The 24,928-nt window shown below is 68.0% G+C and carries 20 protein-coding genes, 2 pseudogenes and 3 CRISPR repeat arrays (1 of these 25 cut by a window edge); of the genes and pseudogenes, 7 read left to right on the top strand and 15 right to left on the bottom strand.

The window, feature by feature from the left end; translation table 11 throughout:
* Window positions 1-301: 301 nt before the first annotated feature.
* The 3 genes from AB0H82_RS10865 to AB0H82_RS10855 form a co-directional block, all read right to left on the bottom strand.
* Window positions 302-1,119 (bottom strand): IS5 family transposase gene (locus AB0H82_RS10865; protein WP_362991049.1). Its coding sequence is split into 2 segments (ribosomal slippage): window positions 302-781 and window positions 784-1,119, totalling 816 coding nucleotides; the frame shifts between segments, so codons are not numbered across the junction.
* Between the two features lie 141 nt (window positions 1,120-1,260).
* Window positions 1,261-1,998: a DUF6082 family protein gene (locus tag AB0H82_RS10860; RefSeq protein WP_362991047.1), complete on the bottom strand. Its 738-nt coding sequence runs from the start codon at window positions 1,996-1,998 to the stop codon at window positions 1,261-1,263.
* 22 nt (window positions 1,999-2,020) lie between these two features.
* Window positions 2,021-2,716, bottom strand: coding sequence for a DUF6313 family protein (locus AB0H82_RS10855; RefSeq protein ID WP_362991045.1), 696 nt, complete (start codon window positions 2,714-2,716; stop codon window positions 2,021-2,023).
* Window positions 2,717-3,476: 760 nt separating this feature from the next.
* Here AB0H82_RS10855 and AB0H82_RS10850 point away from each other — a divergent pair.
* Window positions 3,477-5,780, top strand: a complete 2,304-nt coding sequence (locus tag AB0H82_RS10850; RefSeq protein WP_362991043.1) for a hypothetical protein — start codon at window positions 3,477-3,479, stop codon at window positions 5,778-5,780.
* Between the two features lie 76 nt (window positions 5,781-5,856).
* On the opposite strand, the gene AB0H82_RS10845 is transcribed toward AB0H82_RS10850, so the two are convergent.
* Together AB0H82_RS10845 and AB0H82_RS10840 are read right to left on the bottom strand one after the other, a co-directional pair.
* Window positions 5,857-6,540 (bottom strand): hypothetical protein, encoded by a 684-nt coding sequence (locus AB0H82_RS10845; RefSeq protein WP_362991041.1) that lies wholly within the window; start codon window positions 6,538-6,540, stop codon window positions 5,857-5,859.
* Between the two features lie 198 nt (window positions 6,541-6,738).
* Window positions 6,739-7,692, bottom strand: coding sequence for an IS481 family transposase (locus AB0H82_RS10840; RefSeq protein WP_362991039.1), 954 nt, complete (start codon window positions 7,690-7,692; stop codon window positions 6,739-6,741).
* Window positions 7,693-7,883: 191 nt separating this feature from the next.
* Here AB0H82_RS10840 and AB0H82_RS10835 point away from each other — a divergent pair.
* Window positions 7,884-8,069 (top strand): annotated as a pseudogene (locus AB0H82_RS10835) (transposase); the annotation flags it as partial.
* 158 nt (window positions 8,070-8,227) lie between these two features.
* Window positions 8,228-8,988: a CRISPR direct-repeat array (repeat unit 29 nt; unit sequence GGGACCATCCCCGCGGGTGCGGGGAGCAC).
* A 91-nt stretch (window positions 8,989-9,079) separates the two neighbouring features.
* On the opposite strand, the gene cas2e reads toward AB0H82_RS10835, so the two are convergent.
* The 8 genes from cas2e to cas3 form a co-directional block, all read right to left on the bottom strand.
* Window positions 9,080-9,430 (bottom strand): type I-E CRISPR-associated endoribonuclease Cas2e, encoded by a 351-nt coding sequence (gene cas2e / locus AB0H82_RS10830; RefSeq protein ID WP_362991037.1) that lies wholly within the window; start codon window positions 9,428-9,430, stop codon window positions 9,080-9,082.
* On the bottom strand, window positions 9,427-10,410 hold the full coding sequence (gene cas1e, locus AB0H82_RS10825) for a type I-E CRISPR-associated endonuclease Cas1e (RefSeq protein ID WP_362991035.1): 984 nt from the start codon (window positions 10,408-10,410) through the stop codon (window positions 9,427-9,429). The genes cas2e and cas1e overlap by 4 nt, the downstream gene beginning before the upstream one ends.
* A gap of 4 nt (window positions 10,411-10,414) precedes the next feature.
* Entirely contained in the window at window positions 10,415-11,203 is a 789-nt protein-coding gene (gene cas6e / locus AB0H82_RS10820; protein ID WP_362991033.1) for a type I-E CRISPR-associated protein Cas6/Cse3/CasE, read from the bottom strand.
* A complete protein-coding gene (gene cas5e / locus AB0H82_RS10815; RefSeq protein ID WP_362991031.1) occupies window positions 11,203-11,949 on the bottom strand; it encodes a type I-E CRISPR-associated protein Cas5/CasD in 747 nt (248 codons plus the stop codon). The genes cas6e and cas5e overlap by 1 nt, the downstream gene beginning before the upstream one ends.
* A complete protein-coding gene (gene cas7e, locus AB0H82_RS10810) occupies window positions 11,946-13,139 on the bottom strand; it encodes a type I-E CRISPR-associated protein Cas7/Cse4/CasC (protein WP_362991029.1) in 1,194 nt (397 codons plus the stop codon). The genes cas5e and cas7e overlap by 4 nt, the downstream gene beginning before the upstream one ends.
* On the bottom strand, window positions 13,136-13,831 hold the full coding sequence (gene casB, locus AB0H82_RS10805; RefSeq protein WP_362991027.1) for a type I-E CRISPR-associated protein Cse2/CasB: 696 nt from the start codon (window positions 13,829-13,831) through the stop codon (window positions 13,136-13,138). Before casB ends, cas7e begins: the two co-directional genes overlap by 4 nt.
* Complete coding sequence (casA, locus tag AB0H82_RS10800; protein WP_362991154.1) at window positions 13,828-15,444, bottom strand: type I-E CRISPR-associated protein Cse1/CasA; 1,617 nt, start codon at window positions 15,442-15,444, stop codon at window positions 13,828-13,830. Before casA ends, casB begins: the two co-directional genes overlap by 4 nt.
* 76 nt (window positions 15,445-15,520) lie before the next feature.
* On the bottom strand, window positions 15,521-18,457 hold the full coding sequence (gene cas3, locus AB0H82_RS10795) for a CRISPR-associated helicase Cas3' (RefSeq protein WP_362991025.1): 2,937 nt from the start codon (window positions 18,455-18,457) through the stop codon (window positions 15,521-15,523).
* 228 nt (window positions 18,458-18,685) lie between these two features.
* Window positions 18,686-19,019: a CRISPR direct-repeat array (repeat unit 29 nt; unit sequence GTGCTCCCCGCACCCGCGGGGGTGGTCCC).
* Between the two features lie 191 nt (window positions 19,020-19,210).
* On the opposite strand from cas3, the gene AB0H82_RS10790 reads away from it, so the two are divergent.
* The 5 genes and pseudogenes from AB0H82_RS10790 to AB0H82_RS10770 all read left to right on the top strand — a co-directional run bounded on the left by AB0H82_RS10790 (window position 19,211) and on the right by AB0H82_RS10770 (window position 22,691).
* On the top strand, window positions 19,211-19,789 hold the full coding sequence (locus AB0H82_RS10790) for an SMI1/KNR4 family protein (protein ID WP_362991023.1): 579 nt from the start codon (window positions 19,211-19,213) through the stop codon (window positions 19,787-19,789).
* Window positions 19,790-20,391: 602 nt separating this feature from the next.
* Window positions 20,392-20,742, top strand: a pseudogene (locus AB0H82_RS10785) (DUF6192 family protein); the annotation flags it as partial.
* Window positions 20,743-20,812: 70 nt separating this feature from the next.
* On the top strand, window positions 20,813-21,394 hold the full coding sequence (locus tag AB0H82_RS10780; RefSeq protein ID WP_362991152.1) for a DUF6192 family protein: 582 nt from the start codon (window positions 20,813-20,815) through the stop codon (window positions 21,392-21,394).
* Window positions 21,395-21,398: 4 nt separating this feature from the next.
* On the top strand, window positions 21,399-21,812 hold the full coding sequence (locus tag AB0H82_RS10775; RefSeq protein WP_362991021.1) for a hypothetical protein: 414 nt from the start codon (window positions 21,399-21,401) through the stop codon (window positions 21,810-21,812).
* Between the two features lie 24 nt (window positions 21,813-21,836).
* On the top strand, window positions 21,837-22,691 hold the full coding sequence (locus AB0H82_RS10770) for an IS5 family transposase (RefSeq protein ID WP_362991019.1): 855 nt from the start codon (window positions 21,837-21,839) through the stop codon (window positions 22,689-22,691).
* Between the two features lie 13 nt (window positions 22,692-22,704).
* Here the strand turns inward: AB0H82_RS10770 and AB0H82_RS10765 are convergent, their stop codons facing one another.
* Together AB0H82_RS10765 and AB0H82_RS10760 are read right to left on the bottom strand one after the other, a co-directional pair.
* Window positions 22,705-23,430: a nucleotidyltransferase domain-containing protein gene (locus AB0H82_RS10765; RefSeq protein ID WP_362991017.1), complete on the bottom strand. Its 726-nt coding sequence runs from the start codon at window positions 23,428-23,430 to the stop codon at window positions 22,705-22,707.
* 129 nt (window positions 23,431-23,559) lie between these two features.
* Entirely contained in the window at window positions 23,560-24,243 is a 684-nt protein-coding gene (locus tag AB0H82_RS10760; protein ID WP_362991015.1) for a GNAT family N-acetyltransferase, read from the bottom strand.
* A gap of 427 nt (window positions 24,244-24,670) precedes the next feature.
* Window positions 24,671-24,928: a CRISPR direct-repeat array (repeat unit 29 nt; unit sequence CTGCTCCCCGCACGCGCGGGGATGGTCCC); it runs 752 nt beyond the window's last position.

Here is a 24,928-nt window from a genome sequence, read left to right as displayed (position 1 = left end):
GCCTCAGCCACAGGCGAGAACGGCACCAACGTTGCGACCACGGCCGCGCCCAGCAAGCTCGCCAGCACTCCGGTGCCCCCGCGCGAACGCGCGTGTCTCCACATAACCCACTCCGGCCCGTTACGAAAAATGAGAATTCCCTTTACAAGGAACCGAGCCGTGACTGTATGCAGTAGCCATGTAACTCACCAGGAGACCACTCGCCACGAAACGGACAAACAGCCGTCTCTGAGTGTGGCGTTACTCATGGTTGTGCCGCAATGAGGAGCAACTCGACAACTATCCGCAGGACTTACAACCCCTAACAAAGCGGTTGCACGTGGCGGTGGGTGATCAGGCAGACGGCGAGTCCGAGGAATGCTTCGTGGATGTCATCGCGTCGTTCCCATCGGATGCGCAGGCGGCGGAAGCCGTGGAGCCAGGCGATCGTGCGCTCGACGACGTAGCGGAAGGTACCGAGGCCGGTGCCGTGGGGTTCGCCCCGTCTTGCGATCACGGGCCGGATGCCGCGTTGCCAGAGCTGGCGGCGGTAGATGTCATGGTCGTAGCCGCGGTCGGCCAGCAGCGCACTCGGGCGTCGGCGGGGCCTGCTGACCCGGCCCGCAACGGGCGGGATCTTGTCGAGCAGGGGCAGCAGTTGGGTGACGTCGTTGCGGTTGCCGCCAGTCAGCGTGACCGCGAGCGGGATGCCCTGGCCGTCGACGATGAGGTGGTGCTTGCTGCCCGGACGGGCGCGGTCGACCGGGCTGGGCCCGCTTTTGGGCCCCGGCGGGCAGCCCGCACATGCGAGGAGTCGATCACCGCCCGCTCCCAGTCCAGCTGGTTCTTCGTCCGCAGCTTCTCCAGCAGCAGCACGTGCAGCTGGTCCCACACACGGGCCTCGTTCCAGGCAGCCAGACGCCGCCAGCACGTCATGCCCGAGCCAAAGCCCAGCTCCTGGGGCAGGTACTCCCACTGGATGCCGGTGTGCAGCACGAACAGGATGCCGCACAGGGCCTGCCGGTCCGGCACCCGCGGTCTGCCCTCCACCAGCTTCGGCCCCGGCTTCGGCAGCAATGGCTCGATCAGTGACCACAGTTCATCCGAGACGATCCACGGCCGTGACTGACGGTTTCCCATACCCAGACCTACGGACAGAACCGCCAACCGACTCATGATCAGCAGCTTTTGTTAGAGCCTCTAAGGCATGGGTCAGGCGCCGGGCGGTGTAAGTGTGTTGTGGGCCAAGCGCCGCCTTTGGTCGAGATAGGGATCCGGTGGTCAGAAGTCCTGCTCGCCGGGGGGCTGTCCCACGGTCCACCACTCTTCTTCGGCTTCCTCGAGAGCCTGGACCAACCTGTCGATCATTTTGGCTACTTCTGCCTCCGGACTGTCAGCCGCCAGACCGGCCCGCTCAGGCTGGGTGGCATACCAGTACTCCCGTACGAAGGGGTTCTGCAGGAAGGCCCGCATGTGCACGAACAGGTCATCCCAAGGTATGGCGCCCGTGGCCCATGAGAGGACCATGTTTTCGTACATCGCCCGCACGAAGAGGTACTGGCGACGCCGCTCTGGTGTCTGGGGAGCCATGAAGCCATCGCCGAGGTACACGGTCTCTGCCAAGGCGGGATCGTTCATGGCCCGCAACAGCAGCTCCATGCGGCGCTGACCAGCCGCGATCAAGGCCTCCTGGCGGTGGGTCTCTTGCCAGAGGGTCTCCTGCCGTTCACCCTCTGCCCTGCGCCGCCGGAACGGCGACCACCGTCGACGCCTGGGGGCGGGGCCCCGCTCACGGGGGCTCCCGGAGCGGGGAGTCGCGGTAGGCGGTAGCTCAAATGGCAGGAGCCGACCCCGGTAACGGGCCGCAAAGGCCCGCGCATCAGCCTCCGTTGGCTCGCGCCGCAGTGCGACATCAGCTGTGGCACGAGCGGCGTCCTGGATCACGCTGTAGGAGGCCTCCGGGAATGAGGTGCCGAGCATCCGCTCGACGACCCGGTCGGCCGACTCCTTGGGCGCCATGAGACCACCGTAGCGGTCAGCACTACACGCGACGGTTTTGGTCGCACACGAAGCACCGGTCCAGCTGGGCTGCGTTGAACGCGGCTGCACGCGCAAGCCGCTCGGCCTCAGCTGCGGCTACCGCGGGCGTCAGTCCTTCAAGCCGCGCCCAGTTGTCCGCAACGAACTGAATGGTGGCGCTCCAGTGCTCCTCAGCCGCCTCGCGGTTTCCGGCGTGCGGGCCCTCGACGTACCGCTCGACGAAACGGCGCCCCTCCCCCTCATCGGCCTCCAGCTCGACGAGCGAGCGGATGCGGAGCCTGTGGGCGCGGTCGGGTCCCGGCGTCGCGGGTTGCTCCGGGCTTGTTACCCGATCGCGGATCTCCTCTTCTGACAGCGGCCGACGAGCATCAATCTGGCGGCCCAGAAAGTAGCCCGCAGCGCCACCGATAATCGCGGGTACGAGCAACCAGCCGGACAGGCTCAGCACATAGGCGAAAGCCGAATGCCGGGTCTGGCCCGGAGCCGTCAGGCCGAGGAGAACTTCGTACGCTGCCCGCCATCCGAGGAAGGCACCCCCTGCCACATACAGAAGTCCGAAGGTCAGCAGCCACCAGGAAGCTCCGGTGAGGAGCCAGTGCGCTGCCCGGTTAAGGAAGGATCGCGCGCCCATCCGGTTCCGCAGCCGCTGTCGGAGGGTGACGTCCGATGGGGTGGGCGGGTCCGGAGGCGTCGACATGCCGTCAAGTTAGCGGGTCTGGCGGGGGCTTGGGCTTCGAAAGCGTGGGCTGACACCGGCCTGCCCACCGGTGTGTTGCCGGCTGCGGAGGCCTACGTTCGCCGCCGCCCGTGCTTCTGCTCTGGGCCGTGGCGCAGCTTTTGCACAGCCGGTGACTCCATCGACAACGAGGGGAGACAGCTTAGCGCTGCAACGCGACAGACCTGCGCGGCCGTGTGCCCAAGGCTCGCAAGACGCTGTACCTGTCCCACGAACCTGCCGGTGAACAGCCTTCTCGCCGACCCCTCGCCATACCGGTCGACGTGGTCGCGCACCAGCTGGTGCTCGGTGGCGGAGCGGCGGCCTCCTAACGGCGGCCTTCACGACCGCCATTGCCCCTCCTTCGACATGCCCGCCGAGTTGCTCTCAGGCTGCTGCCTGCCACGCTCTATGCTGCGCTGGCCCGTGCATGGCCCATGGCGACAGGGATGCCCACCAGATCAGCGGGAGCGAGATGGGCGTCCGCCCTGCGCAGCTCACCCAGCCTGCCGCCTGCGGGGCACCCGTGGCGAGACGCTTCGACACCTCATGCAGATGCGAGGAACGCTGCCCGGCGATCGGGTGGTTCTAGTTCACCCGAGCGTGGATTGGTCCAGACCAGGGGGTAGAGTCCCATGCCTGGTGCCGGACATAAGTTCGGCACCAGGACACCGAACAGGAAAACAGCACAGTGAAGTACCGGGTATCGGGCGCCTTCACCATGAGGCGCACCTCCCTAGCCATGACCATAGCCATAGCAACGCTCCTCGGTACCGGAGCAGAGACGGCGATCGCCCTCGACACCGTCAGCGCGACCGCAGCCGACGAGAAGCCGTCGGCGACACCGCCCCACGTGTTCGGCGCTCCCGGCGCAGCAGGGCGGGCCGCAAACGGGATACCGAACACCCCCAAGGGGCCCCAGGTCGGGCCGCCGTTCACGCAGACCTCCGACGTGTGGCAGACCAACACTGAAACACCCGCCCTGCGGAACACGGTCATCGACCCGGACGGCGACACCACGACCTCCACGTTCGAAGTCTGGACCGCAGACGCCGCGTGGAAGCCGGTCTCCAAGGTCAAGCTGAGCGACACCAACCAGTACGGCGTCCTCGTTTCCGACTTCGTGGCATCCGGCAAGCCCGCCTCGGTCAACGTCCCCAAGGGCAAGCTGAAGAACGGCGTCTCCTATCTCGTCCGCTCCTCCGCCTACGACGGCAAGGCGTACGAGTCGGACTGGTCACCGTGGTCCAAGTTCAAGGTCGCAGTGCCGGTCGTGGAGAAGCCGGCCAAGCCGACCAGTGTCGCCAACAACGGTAAACCGGGCGAGTTCACCGTCAATCTGCCCGCCGGCCACACGGCGAAGTGGGTGGAATGGCAGCTCGACGGTGCCGCGTGGAAGCGAGTTGACGCCGTCGGTAAGACGTCGGTGACGTTCGACACTAGCCTGCGTTCCGCCGACACCGGCCTGCATTCCGCGGTCGCCCGCGCCTCGCACACCCTGAACGTCCGCACCGCCAACGATGGCGGAGCATCCGACGTCGTCAGCGTGGCGTTCAGCGGAAACGGCACCAGCACCGGTGGCGATTACTCCGTCGACCTCAAGCTCCCCGATCCGGATACGAACAGCCCGAACCCGGACCAGTCGGCACAGGTCCCGACCGGGCTGATCACCCGCCCCCTGGGAGCTCCCGTCTCCAACAGCCCTACGGCGAGGAAGACCCCGCTCAAGGAGCAGTGCGGCCCGGTCGACAAGAACGGTGCCCAGGCATGCTTCGGCCCGTCCCTCACGTTCGACGAACTGCCCCCCGAGGTCCAGCAGAAGCTGAAGGAACAGCAGAAGCGAGCCAAGGAGAAGGCCGCTCGCGCGCCGGGAGCCCTCGCCGCCAACGGCATGACCGACTGGTGCGCCACCAACCCCTCGGGTGAGAGCAGGGCCGCCTTCGCGACCCGCACTGTCGAGTGCGAGAGCAAGACGCTCCCCGCCTACTACAAGATGGACGGCAAGCCGTACGCCACCGCGTACTTCAGCATGACCCGCGAAATCTCGCTGGACGGCACCACCACCTGGACGCAGCGCGTCAACATCAAGCCCGTTCTCATCTCGCCGCTGTTCCGGGCCATCGAGATGGTCATGAAGGACCAGTTCTGCACCGGTCATACGCAGTGCAAGGACCCCGGCAAGGCGCCGTACGAGGACTGGGACGGCAAGCCGCTGTGGACGTCGGCCGCCGACACCCACGAAGCCAACCTCAAGACCACGTTCACTTGGGACGACACAGAGAAGGAGCGGACCTTCGACTTCCGCACCGACTTCCGCATCGACGGGATCCTGCAAGCCGGTAACATGCCCGGCCTCCAGGACGTCGGCTACCAGTGGGGCATGGACGACCCGTCCGACCTCGAAATGATCCGCTGCGACACGAAGAAGGCCTTCGGCAAGAGCGGCTGTATCTTCGTCAACGTCGCCCCCACGTACACGTTCAACGCGGCCAAGTTCCCGCAGGCCGCAGCACACGCCTGGCTGCTGCAGGAGAAGCTGCCGAACACCATGGGCGTGAAGACCCGTAACACGCCGCTCTACTACCTGCCAGGTGGCCGCAACGGCAAGAACCGTGCCGTGGTCTGCGACGAAGACGGCTGGGCCAACAAGTACGGCGACCTGGGCGCGATGCAGGATGCGACCGACAAGCCGAACTGCGACGAGTTCGCGTTCAACGCCTCGTACAACAGCGCCGGCCAGCCCAAGAGCGAGGACGGCCTCAACCCGGTGGCTTCCGGCTCCGAGTGCGTGCAGACCTTTGCGAAGAAGCAGGCCGACGGCGTGCACCTGCTCAACATCGACGGGATGAAGCCGACCTGGAAGGAGGTCTGCGGACGCTCGGCGATCTCCGGAAAGCACAACTCCGGGTCCATGTCCGCGTTCTCCGCGGGCTTCGCGAAGAAGCTCCGTCTCGACGACCGCGATGCGTACTGGCTCGAGACCGGCATGAGCGGCGACTGCGAGGACAAGAACGGCCTCTTCAAGTGCACCATGAAGACGAGCTGACCCTGTAACAGCACAGGGCAGGGGCGGCACACCAGCCAGGCGTGCCGCCCCTCCCCTCTTTGTGTCCTGGTCGCGTCTACACGGGCTCCGGCAATACCACCGCGGGCAGCTGTCCCTGTTCGACGTCCTCCCGGTCGATCCGGATTCCGAACAGGCAGCCGACAGCCCGATACACGGCCGGCGCCCAGTCCGACAGGCCCATCTCCGACCACGGACGGGCCGGAGGAGCGAGCCGGGCATGGACGGCACCGCAAGCAGCAAGCCTGTCGTCAAGAACGGACAGGCGGGCCGCGGTGTCTTCGGGAAGCGCGGAGTATCCGTCCAGGAAGGCCGTGCCGAAATCAGCCGACCATGCCATCCGGTCATCGGCCGGAGAGGAGTAGAGGATCATGGCAGGCGCATCGTGGCGGTTGAGCGTCACGCACACCATCTCCTCTCCTTCACGGGACAAAACGTCATCGTTGTCGAACTGGGACAGGAACACTGTGGCCGCGTCCCCGTCCTCCAGAACAAAGGACCAGTCGCCACTGGTTCCGACCATGGCGAGCGACCCTTCGACGTGGTCCGGGATGGTGTAGTCCCGGTACGCGGCCGGCATCCCGGTCGTGACAGCGCCTAGGCGGTCGAGCCACGCGGACGTGTCAATGCCGCGTATCGCGGTCAACGAAATCCCGTCACGCATACCTGGTGTGTCGCGAGACGGCGTGTCGGCGTAGGCGTGCTCGCCGATCCAGGAGAGATCGTGGTGGTCGTTGTGCATACCCCCACGGTATCCGTCGGTCCGGGTCAGAGAATCAACTCACCGACAGGATGGCCGCAGGCCACGCCTGGAAGGCAGCGGCCACAGCCTGGTCTTCACCACCAAGAACGGCACGCCCATCGAGCCACGCAACCTGAACCGCTCCTTCAAGGTGCTGTGCGTCTGGGCCTGCGTGCTGAGGCCGGCACAGGCCCCGCCCTAGGTGTGTTGTTCTGACACGTTGGTGACGCGGCTGGCTGGGGTTTGGCCGCTGATTCCGGTGTGGGGTCGGTGGTAGTTGTACCAGTCGAGCCAGTCAGTAAACGCTGCTTGGCGTTCGGCATCGCTGGTGTAGGGCTGGTGGTAGGCCCATTCATCGAGCAGGGTGCGGTGGAAGCGTTCGACCTTGCCATTGGTCTGCGGACGCCAGAGCCGTGTCCAGCGTGGCTGGATGCCCAGCCGCCGGCAGGTCTCGTGCCAGGTGGTTTTCGTGTAGGCCCAGGCATTGTCGGTCAGCACTCGTTCGACGGTGATGCCGTGGCCGGCGAACCAGGCGGCGGCCCGCTGCAGGAAGCCCGCGCAGGTGGCCGCCTTCTCGTCGGGCAGGTCTTCGGTGTAGGCGAGCCGGGAGTGATCGTCCAACGCCGTATGCAGGAAGGCCAGTCCGGCCCTGTCGCGGTTCTTGCGGCCCGCGGCCCGTCCCAGCACTCGGTGGCCGCCGCCGTCGGGGATGCGGCCCAGCTTCTTGACGTCGATGTGGAGCAGTTCACCGGGCCGGATGCGTTCGTAGCGGCGGACGGGCCGGCCGGTGGCCCGGTCCAGCGTGGCCAGCGGCGGGAGGTGATGGTCACGCAGGATGCGGTGAACGGTCGAGGCGGCGATGTGGCTGCGGACTGCGATCCGTTGGGGGCCGATGCGATGTTCCTGGCGTAGTCGTGCCACCTGTTCCTCGACACCGGCCGGCGTCTTGGCCGGTGAGTGGTGCGGGCGGCTGGAGCGGTCGTACATGCCCCTCCAACCTTGGAGGCGGTATCGGTCGGCCCAGCGTTTGGCGGTGGTGTGACTGACCTGGAACCGCTCGGCGGCCCGCCGCAGCGGCCAGCCGTCCTCCACGATGCACCAGGCCAGGCGCATCCTGCCGGTGGGAGTGAGCGGCGCGTTACGGTGGCACATGAGGGCCTCCTGCATCGGCGGTAGATGTCGCAGTCACCACCGAAACCAGAAGGCCCTCACCCATGCAAGACCACACTCGCGTCACCAACGTGCCCGAACAGCACACCTAGGCCGTGTGTCGAAAGTGGATCTTGAGTGATGAATGATCACGGTTCGTGGCACGGGGAGATCTCACGGACGAACAGTAGGCGGTGCTGGAGCCGCTGTTACCGAAGGGGACGAAGGCGGGACGGCCGCCGGTCTGGTCGCGGCGGCAGCTGATCAACGGCATACGGTTTCGGGCACGGACCGGTGTTCCGTGGCGGGACGTGCCTGTCGAGTACGGGCCGTGGGGCCGGATCTACGATCTGTTCCGCCGATGGCAGCGGGAGGGCATCTGGCACCGGATCCTCAGCCACCTCCAGTGCCTGGCCGATACGGTAGGTGCGATCGTGTGGGACCTGAGCGTTGACTCCACGGTGTGCCGCTCCCGCGGCGGCCGGCCGCCGCGTTTCGACCCGTTTCGCCGAGCCGGAGAGTTGGTGCGGGAGGGCCCGGGACCATCCCCGCGGGTGCGGGGAGCACACGAAGTCGATGAGCCACGAGGACTCTCGGCCGGGACCATCCCCGCGGGTGCGGGGAGCACAAGGACGCGATTCCCACAAAGGTGCGCTCCCAGGGACCATCCCCGCGGGTGCGGGGAGCACGAGATCCAGCGCCGGACATGCCGGTCGCAGCAGGGACCATCCCCGCGGGTGCGGGGAGCACACCTCGCGGGCGATGGCCGGGCCGAGGACCGTGGGACCATCCCCGCGGGTGCGGGGAGCACCGCTCATCCCGCCCTTCGTGTGGGGGGGCGGCGGGACCATCCCCGCGGGTGCGGGGAGCACACGCCGTAGACGAGGCCGACCTCGCCGACGCTGGGACCATCCCCGCGGGTGCGGGGAGCACGGGTCGGTGACGGTTTGTGCGGCCCGGCACACGGGACCATCCCCGCGGGTGCGGGGAGCACAACTGCTCCAAACGAGACGCAAGTCGTCACGAGGGACCATCCCCGCGGGTGCGGGGAGCACGTCCAGGCCGTCTACGAGCTCCTGGCCCAGCGGGGACCATCCCCGCGGGTGCGGGGAGCACTACGAGGGGCAGACCGAAGATCTCGCGAGCCGGGGACCATCCCCGCGGGTGCGGGGAGCACGGCACCCTCGACGCTGGCCCCGAGGCGAACCTGGGACCATCCCCGCGGGTGCGGGGAGCACTCGTGCCGCAGCACGCCGACGTCGTACCACTTGGGACCATCCCCGCGGGTGCGGGGAGCACACTGCCCGACCTGCTGTTTTGTCAGCCTGCAAAGCCGTTTCGGAGCACTTTCTTCGAATCGGATGAAAACGACAAAGCGCCCATAAATTAATCACCCTCTACCGAATCGGCGACGTTTTGCAGCGTTGCTCCAGCCAGCCTTCGGTGCGACGGATGCTTGCGGAAGTTGTTTGTTCGGGCGGTAGATGAGAGTCAGGCCCTCGTGGTCGGTCGGGTGCCAAGCGTGGTCATGGGTGCGGAAAGTGAAGCCCTGTTCGTTGTTGGTGGTGTGGGCTAGCAGAGCGCGGCCCTGGCCCGCGTATTGCTGGACCTCGTTCCACAAGACGTCGCGGACGCGGGCCGAGGGGTTGCCGATGAAGACACCTGCGGAGATTTCGAGAAGCCAGCGGGTGAGGAATCCGCGGAGTCCGGGCGGGCAGGTGGTGAGGACGATGACGGTCACCAGATGACCGCCTCGTCCGCGTCCGTAGGCACCTGCGTGGAGCCGTAGTTCACTCCAGCTGTCACTTCGTGGCCCTGGTCGGTCTGGAGAGTGACGCGGTCCTGTTCGCCGGCCTGGTCATCGGCCGCAGTCTGGCCATCGGGCAGCAGTAGGTACTTGATGTCGTTGACACAACGATCGAGAAGTCTGGTCTCGTTGATGCGGTCGCGCAGGCCGCGGCGGGTTCGAGGGCCCACGTCCTCGGGGCCCTCGGCCGCGACGTCGAAGGCGAGTGGGATGCCGATCTCTGTCTTGTAGAGGTCTGCGATGTCCAGGACGAAGGAGAGTTCGTGCCCGGAGTGGACGAATCCGAGGCCGGGGCTGCAGCCGAGCGAGGCGACGACGGCGTGGGCGATGCCGTACATGCACTGGGCGGCGGCGGTAATGCCTTGATTGACCGGGTCGCCGCTGCCGAAGTCGCCTGGGGTGTATTTCCTGCCGTGCCAGCGGACGCCAGTGCGGGCTGCCTGGGCGCGGTAGCAGTCTTTGACGCGGTCGCCTTCGCGTCCCAGGAGTTGCTGGCGGGTCAGGCCGTCTGGGTCCTCATCGGGAAAGCGCAGCCGGTACATGGCGCGTGCGACAGCGAGGCGACTGCGCCGGCTAGCCCACTGGGTGGCCTGGGCCTCGAGGAGGGCGGCTGAGCGGCTCAAGGCCCTGCCGCCGGCGTAGTAGCGCACGCCGTGCTCGCCTACCCAGGCGACGGCCGCTCCGGTCTCGCCGAGAACGCTCATCGCCTGGTGAGTGATGCGGGTGCCGGGGCCGAGCAGGAGGGTGGCGATGGTGGCGGAGGGGATGTGGGTGGTGCCGTCGGCGTCTTCGACGGTGAGGGCGTTGGCGTCGCGGTGGATGGTGCAGCGTTCCAGGTAGATGAAGGAGACCCGCTCGCCGGTGCGGGTGAGGTGGCGCGGGGTGAGAGCGGGACGCTTGCCGACTGTCGGCATCTCCTCACTTCCCTGGCGCGGAAGGCATCGGGACAGGGGCGAGGGTCATGAGCCCGCAGCCGTAGGCCTTGGCCTTGCCCAGCCCGTGGGTGAGGGTGCGGCGCAGGGCGTCGGCGTCGGTGACTTCGAGGCGTCCGTCGAAGGTGACCGTCACGACTTTCACCCGGTGGGCGGGTTCCGTGTCTTGGCGCGTTTTGGCGAAGGACAGGGCGCGCTCGTCGCGGAGGGTCAGCTCGTAGCGGTCTCCGTGGTGGGGGTGGTTGTGGTGGGTGGTCCCGTCGGGCAGCAGCTGTTGCTCCGGCGGTTTTTGCAGGACGCGGAATCCTGCGCGTTCTTGGCGGTTGGGGTCGAGGAGCCAGCCTTGTTGGTGGACGGGGGTGAGGTGTGCGGTGCGTTTGGTGGGTTCTCCTTCCTTGCGCCGGATTTGGTGTACCGGGTTGGCGGTGAGCCTGAACTGCCAGATGTCGCCTGTGGCAAGACGGTTGAGGAAGGGCGTGTAGGGGCGGCTCTGCCAGCCGGGGGTGTCCGGGTTGTGGGCGGCGGGCCAGCCGGCCTGCTCTACGAGGTGGGTCAGGTCGGGTTGGTCCGGGCTGACGATGTAGAGGAAGACCTCGGCGTTGGCGTTGTGGTCCAGACGCCACAGCACGCGGGGCTCTTCACCTGCGCCGGCTGCGGTGGTGGGCAGCAGGTGGGGGAAGGAGGCCATGACCGCCGCGTGTAGCGACTGCGGTGAGGAGAGCAGGCGGCGGGCACCAGGCCGTGCGGTGTGCACACGGAACCGGGTCAGATACATCAGAGGGCCTCCTCCGTTACGGCGTCGAACGGGTCGTGGTGCGGCACCGGGCGGCGGGCGGCCGGTGCGCGGCGGGCTGTTGCTGCCAGCGGGTTGGGCAACTCCACGGTGGTGCTGACAACGGGGCGCAGTGCGTGGCGCCGGTGTGCGGCGGCGAAGCTGAGGGGCTGGTCGCGCGAGGTTTCTGTGTGCTGTTCGTCTGGCCCGGGCTCCCGCAGAACGGTCAGGGCGACGGTGGGCTCGTTGTGGCGCAGGCGCTGGTACCAGCCGGTGGCCTGCCACGGTTCCTCCTGCAGGGCTTGGGAGAGGCAGATGTCGTGGGTCGCGAGTTCCACGGGCAGGGAGGGCGGGCAGGAGCGCCGGCCGAGGAAGAGGGGGTGGGCGGGGGTGCGCAGGGCGCTGTCGAGTTCGTCCAGGAGGGCGCGGTCGCCTTCCAGGGCGGCGACGAAGACGGCGTCGGCGAGGTAGAAGCGTTCGGACAGCGGCATGGATTTGCCGGTGACCGCGTGGTGGGCGGTGTGGAAGTCCCGTAGGCGGGTGCCCGGCTGGTCGATGCGGACGCCGAAGCGTAAGGAGGCCAGGCGGGCCAGGCCGGTGTCGTCGTCGCGGTGAAGGCCCGTGGCGGCGGCGAGCATGCCGATGACGCCGCTCTTGGTGGGGGCGGGCTCGGTGGTGCGGCGCACGAAGCGGGCTGATGCCCCCCAGGCTTGCAGGGGGCCGGCCAGCCGCAGGAGGAGAACGCTCATGCGGGCTTGTCCAGGCGTTCGGTGACGGCCTGGCCGACCGCTTCGACTAGGTCGCTGAGCCGGTGGGCCTGGGTGCCGAGGCCGGCGAGTGGTTCGGTGTGGGAGCCGACCCGCAGCACCCACGTCAGGGTGGTTTTCTCGTCGCCGTAGGTGCCTTCGATGTCCGCCGCGTACTCCGTGAGGCGGGTCACCGCTGCGCGCAGGTGCCCGCCTTGGGTGGTGACGGGTTCTTCGAAGGCGGCGACGTAGCTGATGGGCCGGGTGGTGCGCAGTTTGACGATCACAGCGTCGGGGAGGGTGTGGTGCCCGAACGTGTTGATCTTTCCGGTCGGCAGGGACTCCAGGAAGCTCTGCACGAACGCCTCGACCGCGCGCCGCACAGGTGCGGTACGCGGTTCCTCCTCGCGCAGTCCCTCGCCAAGGTTCTGGGCGAGCTGGTGGACGCTGAGCGCCGCGTAGCGGTAGAGGGTGGCCGAGTTGAAGTCGATGGTGCCGATCATTCCGGCGCCCGATTCGGCGTCGGTGTTCTCATCGTCCACGGCCGTGTAGTAGTCCGACTCGGGCTCGACGCGGTGCACGCTGATGGCGTGGGCGACCTGGACGGCGGCATCGACGTTGAAGTCGGCGGAGTCGGCCACCATGCGGCCGAACAGCGCGATGTCGACGGAGTGCCGGGTGTCGGCGATCTCCCGCGCGCGCGCCTTGTGGTCCTTGTCCTTGAGGTAGGCCTTGATGTCGGCCGCGCCCTCGACGGCGAGCGCGGCAAGCCCGTCGAGCTGCCGGGCGCTGAGAAACATCAGGTACTTCGATTCCGGCGCCGCCTCTGGCCCGCCGTCCTTGGCGGCATCCGCTTTCCGCTTGGGCACCTCCATCTTGGAGCCGGTGGCCGCCTGGATCACCTCGGCGGCGAGCTGGAGAGCCATGGCGCCCTCCAGTGCAGGAGCAAGGGCGGTGATGCGGACGGCGAGGACCTCGGCGACCTTCTTCGTGCGGACACCGAGTTCGCTCGGGTCGAGCAGGTGCTCCTGGCCGAAGTAGGTGCGAGTGGCGCGCTTCCAGGCCTGGCTGGAGACACGGGCGCGGGGCACCCCGCCGTAGACGGCTGACTTCGGTGCGCCGGTGTCGTCCCGGTTGAGGTTGCTGGGCGGCACCGTCTGCAGCGCGTGCACGTCGAGGAAGATGCGGTTCACGAGGCGTCCTTGTCCGTGGAGTCGGTGAGGGTGTCGGTGTCGTCGGCCGCGGCGGAGATGCCCGCCTCGTCCTGGTCGGGGGCCCGGTAGGAGTGGAAGGAGCGCCCCCACATCCGGCGTACATCCTCGCGGCCGGCGGGCTCCTGCCAGCGGTAGAGCTGCCCGGCCAGCAGGGCGTAGTCCAGGGGGATGTCCGCACCCCGCAGCAGCAGGACGAGCTCGCGCAGGCGCTGGGCCAGGGCGGTCAGGCCAGGTGCGGTGCCGGCCCGGACGAAGCGCTTACGGATGGGCTCGGCGATCTCCCCTGGCGGCATCAGCTGGCGCACCGCGGCACCGAGCGCCCTGGGCGCGGTGCGCGAGCCGGGCCGGTGCATGCCCGTGCCGCGGGACTGCTGATGCAGGGCCCACAAGGTGAGCGCCACATACACCGCGTCCTCGGCGCGCACGAGTTCATCCACGCTCAAAGGCCGCCTGCCTTCTGCGGGCCGGCCGTGAAGGGGTCCGGTGTCGGCCAGCCCCCACAAGTCCGGCATCTGAGAGACGTCCTTGCCCGCGCCCCGGCGCAGCCGGGCCAGGGCCGCCACCGCATAGGACTCATCGCCCAAGTAGCCCCGTTGCAAGGGGATGATGAGACTGCCGGTGAGAGCGCTGACCCGCTGCGCGGGGGTGGTGCTCGTGGTCGGGGTGGTCATGCGGGCTCCTTCGCCAAGGAGTCGGGCCCCATCCCGGAGCCGTCGTGCGACGGCCGGTCACGGGGGAAGGGATCGCTGAGCGCTGTGTTGAGGCGGAAGCGGAACCACTTGTCGGCCGACGCCGAGTTGAGCCACTGAGAGCCCTTACTCGTCGCGACCACGCGGCCCTCCCACGCCGCGCTCCCCGCCTGGCTGATGAGCTGTTCGGCCAGGCGCGACAGGTGCCGGTAGGCGTCTTGCTGCCAGCGGGTGCGGTGGGCGTCAGGATCTGCGGCCGCGGCCAGGCCGCGCAGCCACAGCCGGTAGGGCCCGTCCAACGCGGCAAAGCCCAGGCCGCGGGCGGCCGAGCGGGGCCCGTCGCTGTCGCGGCCCGCCGCGCGGGCGAGATCCGTGGCGAGATCACCGAGCGCGGTGACCGCCCGCTCCGCCTCACCCACCGCGTCGATGGCATGGCGGGCCAGCGCACGGTCCTGCTGGTGCAGTAGCACCACGGCCATCGCCAGCCGGTCATCGACGACTTCGTCGATCACCGACTGCTGCGTGCCATACACCGCCCCCACCACACGCGCCCGGATCAAAAAGCCGCGGGGCAGCTCCCTCTCCGTCACCAGCCGGGCGATCCATTCCAGGACGCCCGGCCGCAGCACACTGGCGGCCTCACCACCCTGAGCCGCCTCGGCCCGCCCCACGACCAGCGCTTCGATACCCCGCCAGGCCGCCCGCTCCGGATCGTGCTGCCGCGGCAGATACACCAGAGCCTCGCCACGCTTCTTCTCCTGGGCCAGGCTCCTGCGCCAAGCGGTCATCGGCTCCGCACCATGCATGTTCTGCGCGGCCAGCGGATCGCCGTAGCCCAGGACGACGCCGTAGGCACCCTCGGCGTCACAGCACAGCCGCAGCCGACGGCTCTGCCAGGTGTACAGCTCCCGCACGCCCGCCGGGCGGATACGGCCCGAGGGGCCGGGACCGCACGGCTCACGCCGCCAGGCCGGAACATCCTCGGCACCCGAGCGCACGCCGCTCATGTCGGCGGCCACCAGATTCAGCAGCAAGGTCTCGCGCAGCGTCCTCCCCTCGGCGAAGACCCCGCCGAGCGCCCCCGCCCAGCCGACCCCCAGCGGATACACCTTGCCGCCCTTGGCCCGCGTATCACCCTCGATCCCCGTCTTGATGCCCGAGGTGTCGTAGGCGTGCGCGTGCACGACCCAGCGGGCCGCCTCGGCAAAGCCGAGCCGCTCGACGGACGGCATCCGGGAGCTGAAGAACGGCTCCCCATTGGGAACATCCGCAACGATCCGGTTGAGGGAGAAAACCTCGTCACGGACGGTACGTAACTGGGCGACCTGGAAAAACGGCGTGCGCGGGTGCAGCAGATCAAACCGCTCACGGTGGGCGTCAAGATAGGCGGCCACCGGCGCGAAACAGTCCTCATCAGCCCACAGCCGCGCCCAGTGCTCGGTGTCGCGCGGGCCCTTCAGTGCGTCGTGGGCCACCGCGAGCAGCAGACGCATCAGGGCGAATTCCTGAGTGGGCAGATCCCCCACCAGGCTACGGAGGCGGCCGGCGCGGGCGAACACCTCACGCAGCGACAGCTCTTGCTGGACGCCGTCCATATCCAGCACCGCAATCCAGGGCCGGCTGCCCAGGTCGTACGTCAACGCCTGTGCTAAGGCGCCAGGTTCACCGGAGTCAGTCACTGCTCACCTCGAGTCCGTCGGTGGGGCTGTAGCGGAGTGCGAAGCCTGCCAGAGAGGTCTGACAATCCTCATCGAGCGCGAGAATCAGCTGGCCGGCCAGCCAATGACTGTCCCGGCCCTGCCAGGCCGGTATGTACAGCTCCTCCAGCTCGGCGATCGCACGGTCCATGACCTCAGGGCGCGAGAACTGCAGCGGCAACCGCAGCCCGCAACTGGCCGCGGCCCGCGCCGCGGCCGCCGAGGGAGGCCGGTCGGTGGGCAACTCCAAACCTCCCAAGCCCTTGGCCAGCCACGGCAGGGTCGCCAGCGCCCCATCGGCGCGCCGCTGCACGACCACCACCTCCAGGCTCTCCTTGCTGTCGCGGACCTGCGCCCGCCCGGCCCGGGTGTCATCCGCATCCCCCACACCCGCCGCCACCCACCCGATCAGCGGCCGCCCTGGCGGCCCCACCGCACCCAGCCGGAACACCTGCGCCCGCTCTGCCTGCTCCGCCTGGTGCTTCTCATGCCGCTCCCACGCCACCGCCATCGCCTCGGACCACGCGGCAGGCCCCGCAGGACCTTCGGCATACGCGCCCTGCACCAGCACGCTGATGTCCCCGGGCAGTCGCACCGGCCGTCGTGAATCCTGCAGATGGGGCAGCAGGGCAGCCGCGGAACGCAGCAGCGCATACGCCCCGTACACCGCGACCGACCCTCGCACTGGCACCGGCACCGGAGCGCCCCAGTCGACACCGGTGACCAGGCACCGGGCGGTCCGCAGCCGCTCGGGGCGCTCCGCCTGTCCCGCACCACGCCTATGACGGTGCAGGCGTCCCATCCTCTGCAGCATCAGATCGACCGGACACAGGTCCGTGACGAGCAGGTCGAAATCGACATCGAGGGACTGCTCGGCGACCTGGCTGGCGACCACGATGTGTGGCCCCGCCGGCCGCTGCCCGCCCGCTTTCTCCGGCGGCCCGAACCGGGCGAGGAGACCGGCGTCCTTCGCCGCCCGGTCCACATCAACAAAACACGAGTGGGCGACGGTCACGTGCTGTTCACCGAAGCGCTCCCGCAGCACCCGCGCGGTCTCCAGGACCCGCCGGACCGTGTTACGGACCACCAGGGCACAGCCGCCGCCCTCCAGCTCAACCGCCAGTCGGCTGGCCAGCAACTCCTGGTCATCATCCAGCGGTTCCAGATGAACCTCGCCGCTCCGCAGCGCAGCAGCAGCCCCTTCGACGACCGGAGCCTGCCCCGGCGATACCGCTGCCAGCAGCGGATACGAGGCAGCACCGGCCACCCGTTCGAAAGCGTCCGCCGCACCCGCACCCTCATCACCGGCCCCGGCCCCGGCCCCGGCCCCGGCATAGGCTTCCATGAGCTGACGGCGACGCCCCGAGGGCAGCGTCGCGGACAGCACCACCACCGGCACCCGGTAAGCCCCCAGCCACGCCAGCACCCGATCCAGATAGACACTCATATACGTGTCGTAGGCATGCGCCTCGTCGATCACCACGACCTTCCCTGCGACCGCCAGGTGACGCAACGCCAGATGCCGGCTCTTGAGCCCGGCGAACAGCAGCTGGTCCACCGTCCCCGCCACGAATGAGGACAGCATCGCCTTCTTCCGCCCGCGCAGCCATGCATGAGCCACCAGTTCCGCCGAAGCAAACCGCCCTGCCTCCGAAGGCCGCCACCGCCCCGCCTCACCGTCCACATCCACCGCCACAATTTTCTGCCGACCACTGCGCAGCAACTCGGCGTAGTCATCGTTGAGAGCGGCCTTGGAGTGCGCGAGCAGCACAGAGCGCGTGCCGCCTCCCTGCGCGGGCAGCCGACCGAGCCACTCCAGCAGCCGGGGAAACATCGCATTGCCCGTCGCCATCGTCGGCAGAGCGAAAAACACCCCGCCCGCACCCGAGCGGGCCGCGAAAATCTCAGCGACCGCAAGCGCGGCCTCCGTCTTCCCCTCCCCCATCGGAGCCTCAACGATCATCAGCCCCGGCGCAGGCATCTCCCGCGCCAACCGGACCGTCGCCTCCTGCACCGGCCTGGCACTCGCCCCCGACGGCAGATCAAAACGCGCGGCGACCACCTCCCCCGCACCCCCGCACGGCTCCTCCGCCCGCCACGCAGCAGGCAATCTCAACCCCTGCCAAGCCGCAGCCACGCGCTCCGCACCGCTCCGGGTTTCCTGCGGGAAATACGGAAAAAGATCCGGGCTACTGGCGATCCAGTCGGCAACGATCACCACGGCGGTGAGCAGCACCTGCACCGGCTGCGACAACCGCACCGCCCGCCAGACGCCAAGCCGCTCCCCCACGCCGTACTCCTGAGCACACGCGACCAGAAGCTCCTCCTGCACCCGCCGCCACAGCGGCTCGCTCACCCCCGGCGTCCGCAGCAGATGAGGACGGTCATAAAGATCATTAAGCTGCCCGTACTCCGGCGGCACCCCGTGATGACCACCCACAACAACCGCGAACTGGCCGCTCTGCCGGGGTGGCCAGCCATGCCGCTCCTCCAGCCACTCCTCCAGCAGCACCTGCCCCGCCCGCGCATGCGCAGCCAGCACACGATCAGCCCCATACTGCCTGCGGGTCTTCATCTGCAAGCCCTGACCCCGCATCACATCAGCCAACTGATCAACCTGACACGCAAAAGCCGGCGTCGCCTTGCCTATGTCATGCACAGCCGCCAGCCACATCACCAGACACCGGCCATCCCCCGCCCCACCCGGCAACGCCTCCGCCACCAGCCCCCGGACATTCGCAGGCAGCCACTCATCCCACAACAACCCGGCCACCGCCGCACTGTCAGCCATGTGCCGCCACAAGGGCAGCCACCCCTCGGCATCCCGGTCGTGCTTGGCCCACACCGAACGCACCGGCCCCACAAGCCGCCCCCCGAGCCCCACCCGGGACGACTTACTCTCAACAGTCATGCCAGAGGCATACATGCAAACCCGGGGCCACGGAGCCGATACGGAGAAAACGCATCTCTGTACGAACAGATCAAGGAGAATCCAGACACCAGCACACAGTGCCGCGTAGTATCCGGCCTTCCGCAAGCTCGACCACCCGCCCAATCGCCCAATACAGGAGTTATGACCGAATTAGCGAAACTGCTCGAAATTCACTCCCGGCAGTAAGAAACCTGCAGGTCCATGAGTGTGCTCCCCGCACCCGCGGGGGTGGTCCCGTCCCCCACCCGCTGGGGCGCCTGGCCGAAGGGTGCTCCCCGCACCCGCGGGGGTGGTCCCCCTGATAAGGGTCCGAATAAAGAGGCGACCACGTGCTCCCCGCACCCGCGGGGGTGGTCCCGAGCTCCGCGCCCGCCACGGCTACATCGACCGGTGCTCCCCGCACCCGCGGGGGTGGTCCCGAGTCGGTCTCGAACTCCCAGACCGGCCTGGAGTGCTCCCCGCACCCGCGGGGGTGATCCCTCTTTTCCCCGTGGCCCCGGATCTCCTTTGTGGTGCTCCCCGCACCCGCGGGGGATGGCCCCTGGTCCTCGGAGTCCGAGATGGAACTGATGTCGTGCTCCTGCGCCGCCTGAGAGGATGGTCCCGTGCTCCAGATCCTCACCGAGTACACCAACAAGCGCTCCCCGCACCCGGTGGGATGGCTCCTGGGAACAAGCTGCCGAAGCTCCTATAGATCGTCAAGCCGGGCTGCGGGGTCCATAGGATGTGTTCGTGGCTCGGTTTGATGAGGTTAAGGCGACGTTCTGGGGCGATGGCCTGTACGGAGTTCAGGCACCGCTGACCGACGTGGTCGTTCAGGATGCCGAGCGCCGACTCGGTGTCCGTCTGCCAGCCTCGTTGCTTGAGATCCTGCGGGTCCAAAACGGCGGCCTGGTGGCGGAACTGTGGAACGCGTTCCCGACCGATGTGCCGACGTCGTGGAGCGAGAACCACGTGCCGCTCGACGACATGATGGGCATCGGCCGTCCCGACGACCGACTTTCATTGCTGGATTCGCCCTACTTGGTCGAGGAGTGGAGTCTTCCATCTCCTCTGGTTCCGTTCTCCGGTGATGGTCACTGCTGGATCGCTCTCGACTACCGGGCATGCGGAGAGCGCGGGGACCCATCCGTGACGTGGTTCGACGTGGACACCGATACGGAGCTCCCGCTGGCGACGAACTTCCAGACATTCGTCGAGCGGCTGACCGCGGCCGACTCCTTCGACCTCGATGACGCGCACGGCAGCCGGCCGGGCGTCATGATCTGGCACCGGCCGAGCCTGCCGTGTCCGGAAAGCTCGTGCTCCTGAGGTGTCTGTTTCCCATGCACTTCGACCTGGTGCGCGGTGAGTGAGTGTTTGAGATCCCTGGTCGCGGGGCGTCTGCGGTTGGACCATGGAGCCCGTGGCGTCTGGCGGGATGGTTCGGCGGTATTGCCGGGAGTGTGGGGTTCCGCTGCCGCCGACGAAGTCGGCGGCAGCGGTGTTCTGTTCGGGTAGGTGCAGGTCACGGCGGTGGCGAGTCCTGGAACAGGCCCGTCGGCGGGTTGCTGCGATGCAACGTGGGGACGGGGCCGTCTGTCCGGTGTGTGGCCGCGGGTGGACGGTGGGAGTGGAACACCGGCGGTCGGCGGTCTTCTGTTCTGCGCGGTGCAGGACGAGGGCCTGGCGGGAGAAGCGCGTCACGGAATGACGTCACGGTGACGGCATAGCCGAACGCCTCGAACTCCCCGTCTGTCACAGGGATTTCGCAGAGGTCGGGAACGATGTCCTTGAGCGCCCCGGGCGCCCCCGGCCCGCGCCTGCCGCTGCCCGTCATGAGCGCTTCATCCTGGCCTTGACCTGGGCCGGAACCTCACTCATCGGCCGCCCTCTGGTGGCCGGGCGGCCCGGGGGCGAGGTGGTGAGGCGTCATGTCAGAACGAGTCGGGAACGTCACCCGGTCGCGTTACGAAGAGATCGTTGCCGAGTCCCGGAAGCTGATCGCGCAGATCGGGCGGGCCCAGTTTGCGTTGGGGGACCTGGCCCTGGAGATCGAGCCCATGAGGCCGGTGGGCGGCTCGATGCCGAACGGCACCGACGACCTGTTCACCGTCGAGGAGTCACTGGCGATCTTCGCGGACGACATCGGCGTCGCGCCGTCCACGGTCAAGGACTGGCGGTGGGTCGCCTCACGCTGGCCCAAGGACAAACGCAAGGACGACGTCGCGTTCAGCGTCCACCGCATCCTGGCCTCGATCAGCAACGACGAAGAGCGACGGGCTCAGATCGAGGACCCGCCCTTCAACCAGCGCACCGGCCAGCGCCGTTGGACGAACGACGGCGGCGAAACGCCTGGTCGGGCAACGTGTCGACACGCCGGTCTCGGTCGAGGAGAAGGTCCAGGCGGTCACCGACCTCACGAGGGACGACGACGTCGCGGCGCAGGTCGCCACCGAGCTGCTGCGCAGGCCGGCCACCACCGCGAAACTGCCCCCGGCCGAGCGAGTCCGCGTCGTCCAGGAGCTCACCCGCGATGACGAGGTCGCCACGACGGTGACGTCGGATCTGCTGCGCAGGCCGGACGTCGCGCGCAAGACGATGCGGGACGACACCGCCCGGTTCCTGGTCAACCGGGCCCAGTTCGACAACTCCGCCGAAACCCGGGAGGAGATCCGCGAACGTACCCCGGCGGTCCGCAAGATCGAACACACGATGGAGTATCTCGACCTGGTCGGCTCCTGCCACCAATACGTGGCCGCCCTGGGACGGCTGGTTCCCCGGTTGCGGGGCCAGGAGTTCAGCGAGGACGAGCGAGAGACCGTCCGCCGCGGCATTTCCAAGGTCAGGGCGGCGGCCGACTGGCTGGAGGGCGCCCTGGAGAACGGTGAGTTCACCCTGGACGAGCAGCTCGCCCAGCTCCTCAAGGGCGAGTAGCGCCATGGCCCGCCGCCGGGAGACCCGGCCGCTGAACGAGCACTACGGCGACCTGGTCCGCGTCGCGCTGATGGAGGCCAGACCCGCCGGACTGCAGACCAAGCAGCTGGTCGCCGCGACCCGCCTCAGCCCGTCGCAGGTCGCGCGGGGAGTGCGCCACCTGCGCGACGTCGGCGCCGCCGAGCACCTCACCCCGATCATCTGGCGCCGCAAGGACGGCTACCTCTTCTCCGACGAACCCGCGGACTGGATCGAATACGAGAAACAGCAGTTCCGCCTCCTCCTGGGCCGACTCGCCCGGATGATCACGGGGACCCTCGACCCGCACCTGGCCCGCTATCCCGAGGACGAATGGGCACAGCTGGCATCCGCCCAGCTCACCGGCGTCCGCGCGACCCTGGCCCAACTCATCAAATAGCCCCGTCACCTGCCCGAGACCGCCATGCCGACTGCTTCGCGACGCCGCCGCTACCCTTCCGACACCACCACCGCTGAGTGGGCGCTCATCGAGGTCCTGCTGCCCGTCCCGGCCTGCCAGACCAAGACCGGCGGCAGGCCGGAGAAATGGCACCGCCGCGAGATCGTCGACGCCATCCGCTATGTCGTCGACAACGGCGTGAAGTGGCGTGCTCTGCCCGCCGATTACCCGCCCTGGCAGACCGTTTACTACCACTTCTGGCGCTGGAACCGGGCCGGAGTTGTCGCGTTCCTGCGCGACCAGCTCCGCCGCCAGATCCGCACGGGCCAGGGACGGTGCCCCTGGCCCGTCACGCTGATCGTCGACTCCCAGTCGGTCAAGGGCGCCGAGACCGTCTCCAAAGCCACCCGCGGCTTCGACCCCGGGAAGAAGATCAATGGACGCAAGAGACACGTCGCCGTCGACACCCTCGGCCTCCCCGTGATGATCACGGTGACTCCCGCCGACACCACCGACCGCGACGCGGCCCGCGAACTCCTCTGGAGACTCCGGATCATGCAGCCCCAGATCACCCAGATCTGGGCCGACTCCGCCTATGCCGGCCAGCTCATCAACTGGTCCGAGGACTTCCTCCACATGACCCTCAAGACCGTCTCCCGACCGCGCGGCTCGAAGGGATTCGTCGTCCTGCCCCGCCGCTGGAAAGTCGAACGGACACTGGGCTGGATCATGAAATCCCGCCGCAATGTCAGGGACTACGAGCGCCTTCCTCAGAACTCGGAAGCACACCTGACCTGGGCACTCATCACCCTCATGACCCGGCGACTCACCCGCAAGGAGCCCCGAGCTGACTGGTCAAGGAAGACCAGTGCCCACTGACGTCGTCATCAACTCAGGCGCGCCACCGGTGGGAGTATCCCTCCATCAACGGTCCACCGAGCAGGTCGAGCGCCTGCTTCACCGCAGTGGCCAACGGCAGGGGGTCGGCACGCTCGGCTACGACCTGATGGCCGTCCAACAGGGCCTTACCAAGAACGGGGTCCGCACTCAGCAACCGGCGGGGAACCCATTTGCCGATACCGGTCCAGGCACCGTGGTGGGCGGTGACCAGGTCTGCTGCTTTACGCAGCACCTGGTCAGCGAGGGACAGCTGTTCGTACCGGTTACCCGATGGAGTATCGACCAGGTCGTCCAGGAAACAGGTCAGAACATAGCGACCGTGTTCCCACTCGGCTGTGGTGAGCGGAGGAGGCCCGGAGGCGAGTACGTCTTGGGCCAGCTTACGCGCACCGGCAACATGCCCGTGTGGATCAGACAGAGGTAGACCCTGGGCATAGACGAAGAGGACGGTTCCGCGACGCCGGGCGCGGTCCCATGCGAAGAATTCCGGCACGTCCGCGAGGGTGTTCAGGAACAACTCGACGATGCGGCCCTCATGTCGGATCACCTTTCGGCGGCTGGTCTCCGAGTTGGGGAGGAGAACGGCCACATCCAGATCGCTGGTCGGGGTGGCGCGTCCTTGAGCGGCAGAGCCTCCGAGTATGGAGCCCAGGGCATGCGGAAAAAGCTCTGTGACCACACGGAGAGCATGGGCTTGGACAGCTTCTTGATCATCCATGGGGGCTCATCGTGCCAGCTCCCAGAGACAGATCGCCAGGCATCGCCTGGCTAACGACGTTGCATTTCCCGGTACTCGGGCCAGTGGATCCGGTCTGTTCTCAAACACTCACCGAGGGATCGTCACCCGTCAGCTGACGCGGCCGCGCCACCGGTAGAAGAGCGTCTCGCCCGGGCCCGCACCGAGTTGGATCGGCACACCGGCCAGCAAGGTGCCGACGTCGATGGTCTGGCCGGGCCACAGCACGGTGAAGCCCTGGCGTGTGTAGTACGGCCCAAGTGCGCGCGAGGTCTCGAACCCGCCGAACAGCAGCATGTAGTCCAACTGCCAGTACAACTGAACGCATCGCTTCAGCAGGGCTGCCCCAATTCCCTGGCCGCGGACGTCCTCGCTGACCGCGACCGCTTTGATCTTCCCGTACTTGAGCACCGAGAGCAGGGCGTGCTGCTCGTGGCCTGGCAGGCGGGTGACTGTGGAGATGACCGTGCCGGACGGTACAGCCAGCAGTGCTCCAACGATCTGCCCCTCCCGGTCCTGAGCGACCAGCGGCAGTGACATCGCCGCCGCCGCTGCCTTCAAGCCACCGCCCGCAGCCGCCCGCACGAGGGGATCGATCAGACGGGCGCCTGCGAGGCCGTCCAGCAGCCACGTCCCGCACCTTCCTTCGGTGAGCGCTTCAAGGTGGCCGGTCTCCATGTCGTTGGACGCCGCCTTCAGTAGTTCAGTGACCTTGGCTGCCTCCTGCGGCCTCGCGAACCGGATCCGCACTCCGCCGGGCCCGGGTAAGCCATCGATCAGCCTCTGCTTCGTCACCCGTGTCAGCCTGGACGACGCCCCACGTGTCTTCTTCGTTTTCTTCGCCATCTCTGAGAGCTACCCCGGTCCTGTCGCCCGGCACCCGCACCACCCTGGCGCAGCCAGGCCAAGGACGATCTCAGCCAGTGCCGCCGACCGGGACGTCGGCGGAATGCTCCCCGCGCCTGCGGGGATGGCCCCAAATTCATTTCTGCATGTACGGCGATGCAGTCGTGCTCCCCGCCCCTGCGGGGTGCGCCCCGAAGGCCGACCACGCAGCAGTTGCGAGGGAAACACACCTCCGCGCGGACAGCATCTTCCGGCATCACGCATACTCAACATACAGATGCCCACTCCTCGTTCGACCCGTATGACCGTTATGGCCGAATCAGCGAAAGTGCTCGACATCAGCTCTCGGCAGTAACAAACCTGCAGGTCGAGGAGTCTGCTCCCCGCACGCGCGGGGATGATCCCCGGCTCTGACCTGGGGCTTTAGGTCTGGAAGGCTGCTCCCCGCACGCGCGGGGATGGTCCCAGGAAGCCCCCTCTGCCCTGACGGGTGGAGGGCTGCTCCCCGCACGCGCGGGGATGGTCCCGCCAGTACTGGCGCGAGCGGAAGAGCATCCACCTGCTCCCCGCACGCGCGGGGATGGTCCCTCACACTCATCCCACGTGATCCTTGACGGAGTCTGCTCCCCGCACG

The sequence above is a fragment of the Streptomyces sp. NPDC050732 genome (genome assembly GCF_040654255.1).
Lineage (GTDB): Bacteria > Actinomycetota > Actinomycetes > Streptomycetales > Streptomycetaceae > Streptomyces.
This window is presented reverse-complemented; position numbering and strand designations above follow the sequence as displayed.

What these genes read in the sequence shown, in the direction of transcription:
- cas3 (WP_362991025.1), bottom strand. Translation starts at nt 18,457, where the DNA reads ATGACTGTTGAGAGTAAGTCGTCCCGGGTGGGGCTCGGGGGGCGGCTT.
- cas1e (WP_362991035.1), bottom strand. Translation starts at nt 10,410, where the DNA reads ATGCCGACAGTCGGCAAGCGTCCCGCTCTCACCCCGCGCCACCTCACC.
- AB0H82_RS10765 (WP_362991017.1), bottom strand. Translation starts at nt 23,430, where the DNA reads ATGGATGATCAAGAAGCTGTCCAAGCCCATGCTCTCCGTGTGGTCACA.
- cas6e (WP_362991033.1), bottom strand. Translation starts at nt 11,203, where the DNA reads ATGTATCTGACCCGGTTCCGTGTGCACACCGCACGGCCTGGTGCCCGC.
- AB0H82_RS10850 (WP_362991043.1), top strand. Translation starts at nt 3,477, where the DNA reads ATGACCATAGCCATAGCAACGCTCCTCGGTACCGGAGCAGAGACGGCG.
- AB0H82_RS10840 (WP_362991039.1), bottom strand. Translation starts at nt 7,692, where the DNA reads ATGTGCCACCGTAACGCGCCGCTCACTCCCACCGGCAGGATGCGCCTG.
- casB (WP_362991027.1), bottom strand. Translation starts at nt 13,831, where the DNA reads ATGACCACCCCGACCACGAGCACCACCCCCGCGCAGCGGGTCAGCGCT.
- AB0H82_RS10770 (WP_362991019.1), top strand. Translation starts at nt 21,837, where the DNA reads ATGCCGACTGCTTCGCGACGCCGCCGCTACCCTTCCGACACCACCACC.
- casA (WP_362991154.1), bottom strand. Translation starts at nt 15,444, where the DNA reads ATGGACGGCGTCCAGCAAGAGCTGTCGCTGCGTGAGGTGTTCGCCCGC.
- AB0H82_RS10860 (WP_362991047.1), bottom strand. Translation starts at nt 1,998, where the DNA reads ATGGCGCCCAAGGAGTCGGCCGACCGGGTCGTCGAGCGGATGCTCGGC.
- AB0H82_RS10845 (WP_362991041.1), bottom strand. Translation starts at nt 6,540, where the DNA reads ATGCACAACGACCACCACGATCTCTCCTGGATCGGCGAGCACGCCTAC.
- AB0H82_RS10775 (WP_362991021.1), top strand. Translation starts at nt 21,399, where the DNA reads ATGGCCCGCCGCCGGGAGACCCGGCCGCTGAACGAGCACTACGGCGAC.
- AB0H82_RS10855 (WP_362991045.1), bottom strand. Translation starts at nt 2,716, where the DNA reads ATGTCGACGCCTCCGGACCCGCCCACCCCATCGGACGTCACCCTCCGA.
- cas5e (WP_362991031.1), bottom strand. Translation starts at nt 11,949, where the DNA reads ATGAGCGTTCTCCTCCTGCGGCTGGCCGGCCCCCTGCAAGCCTGGGGG.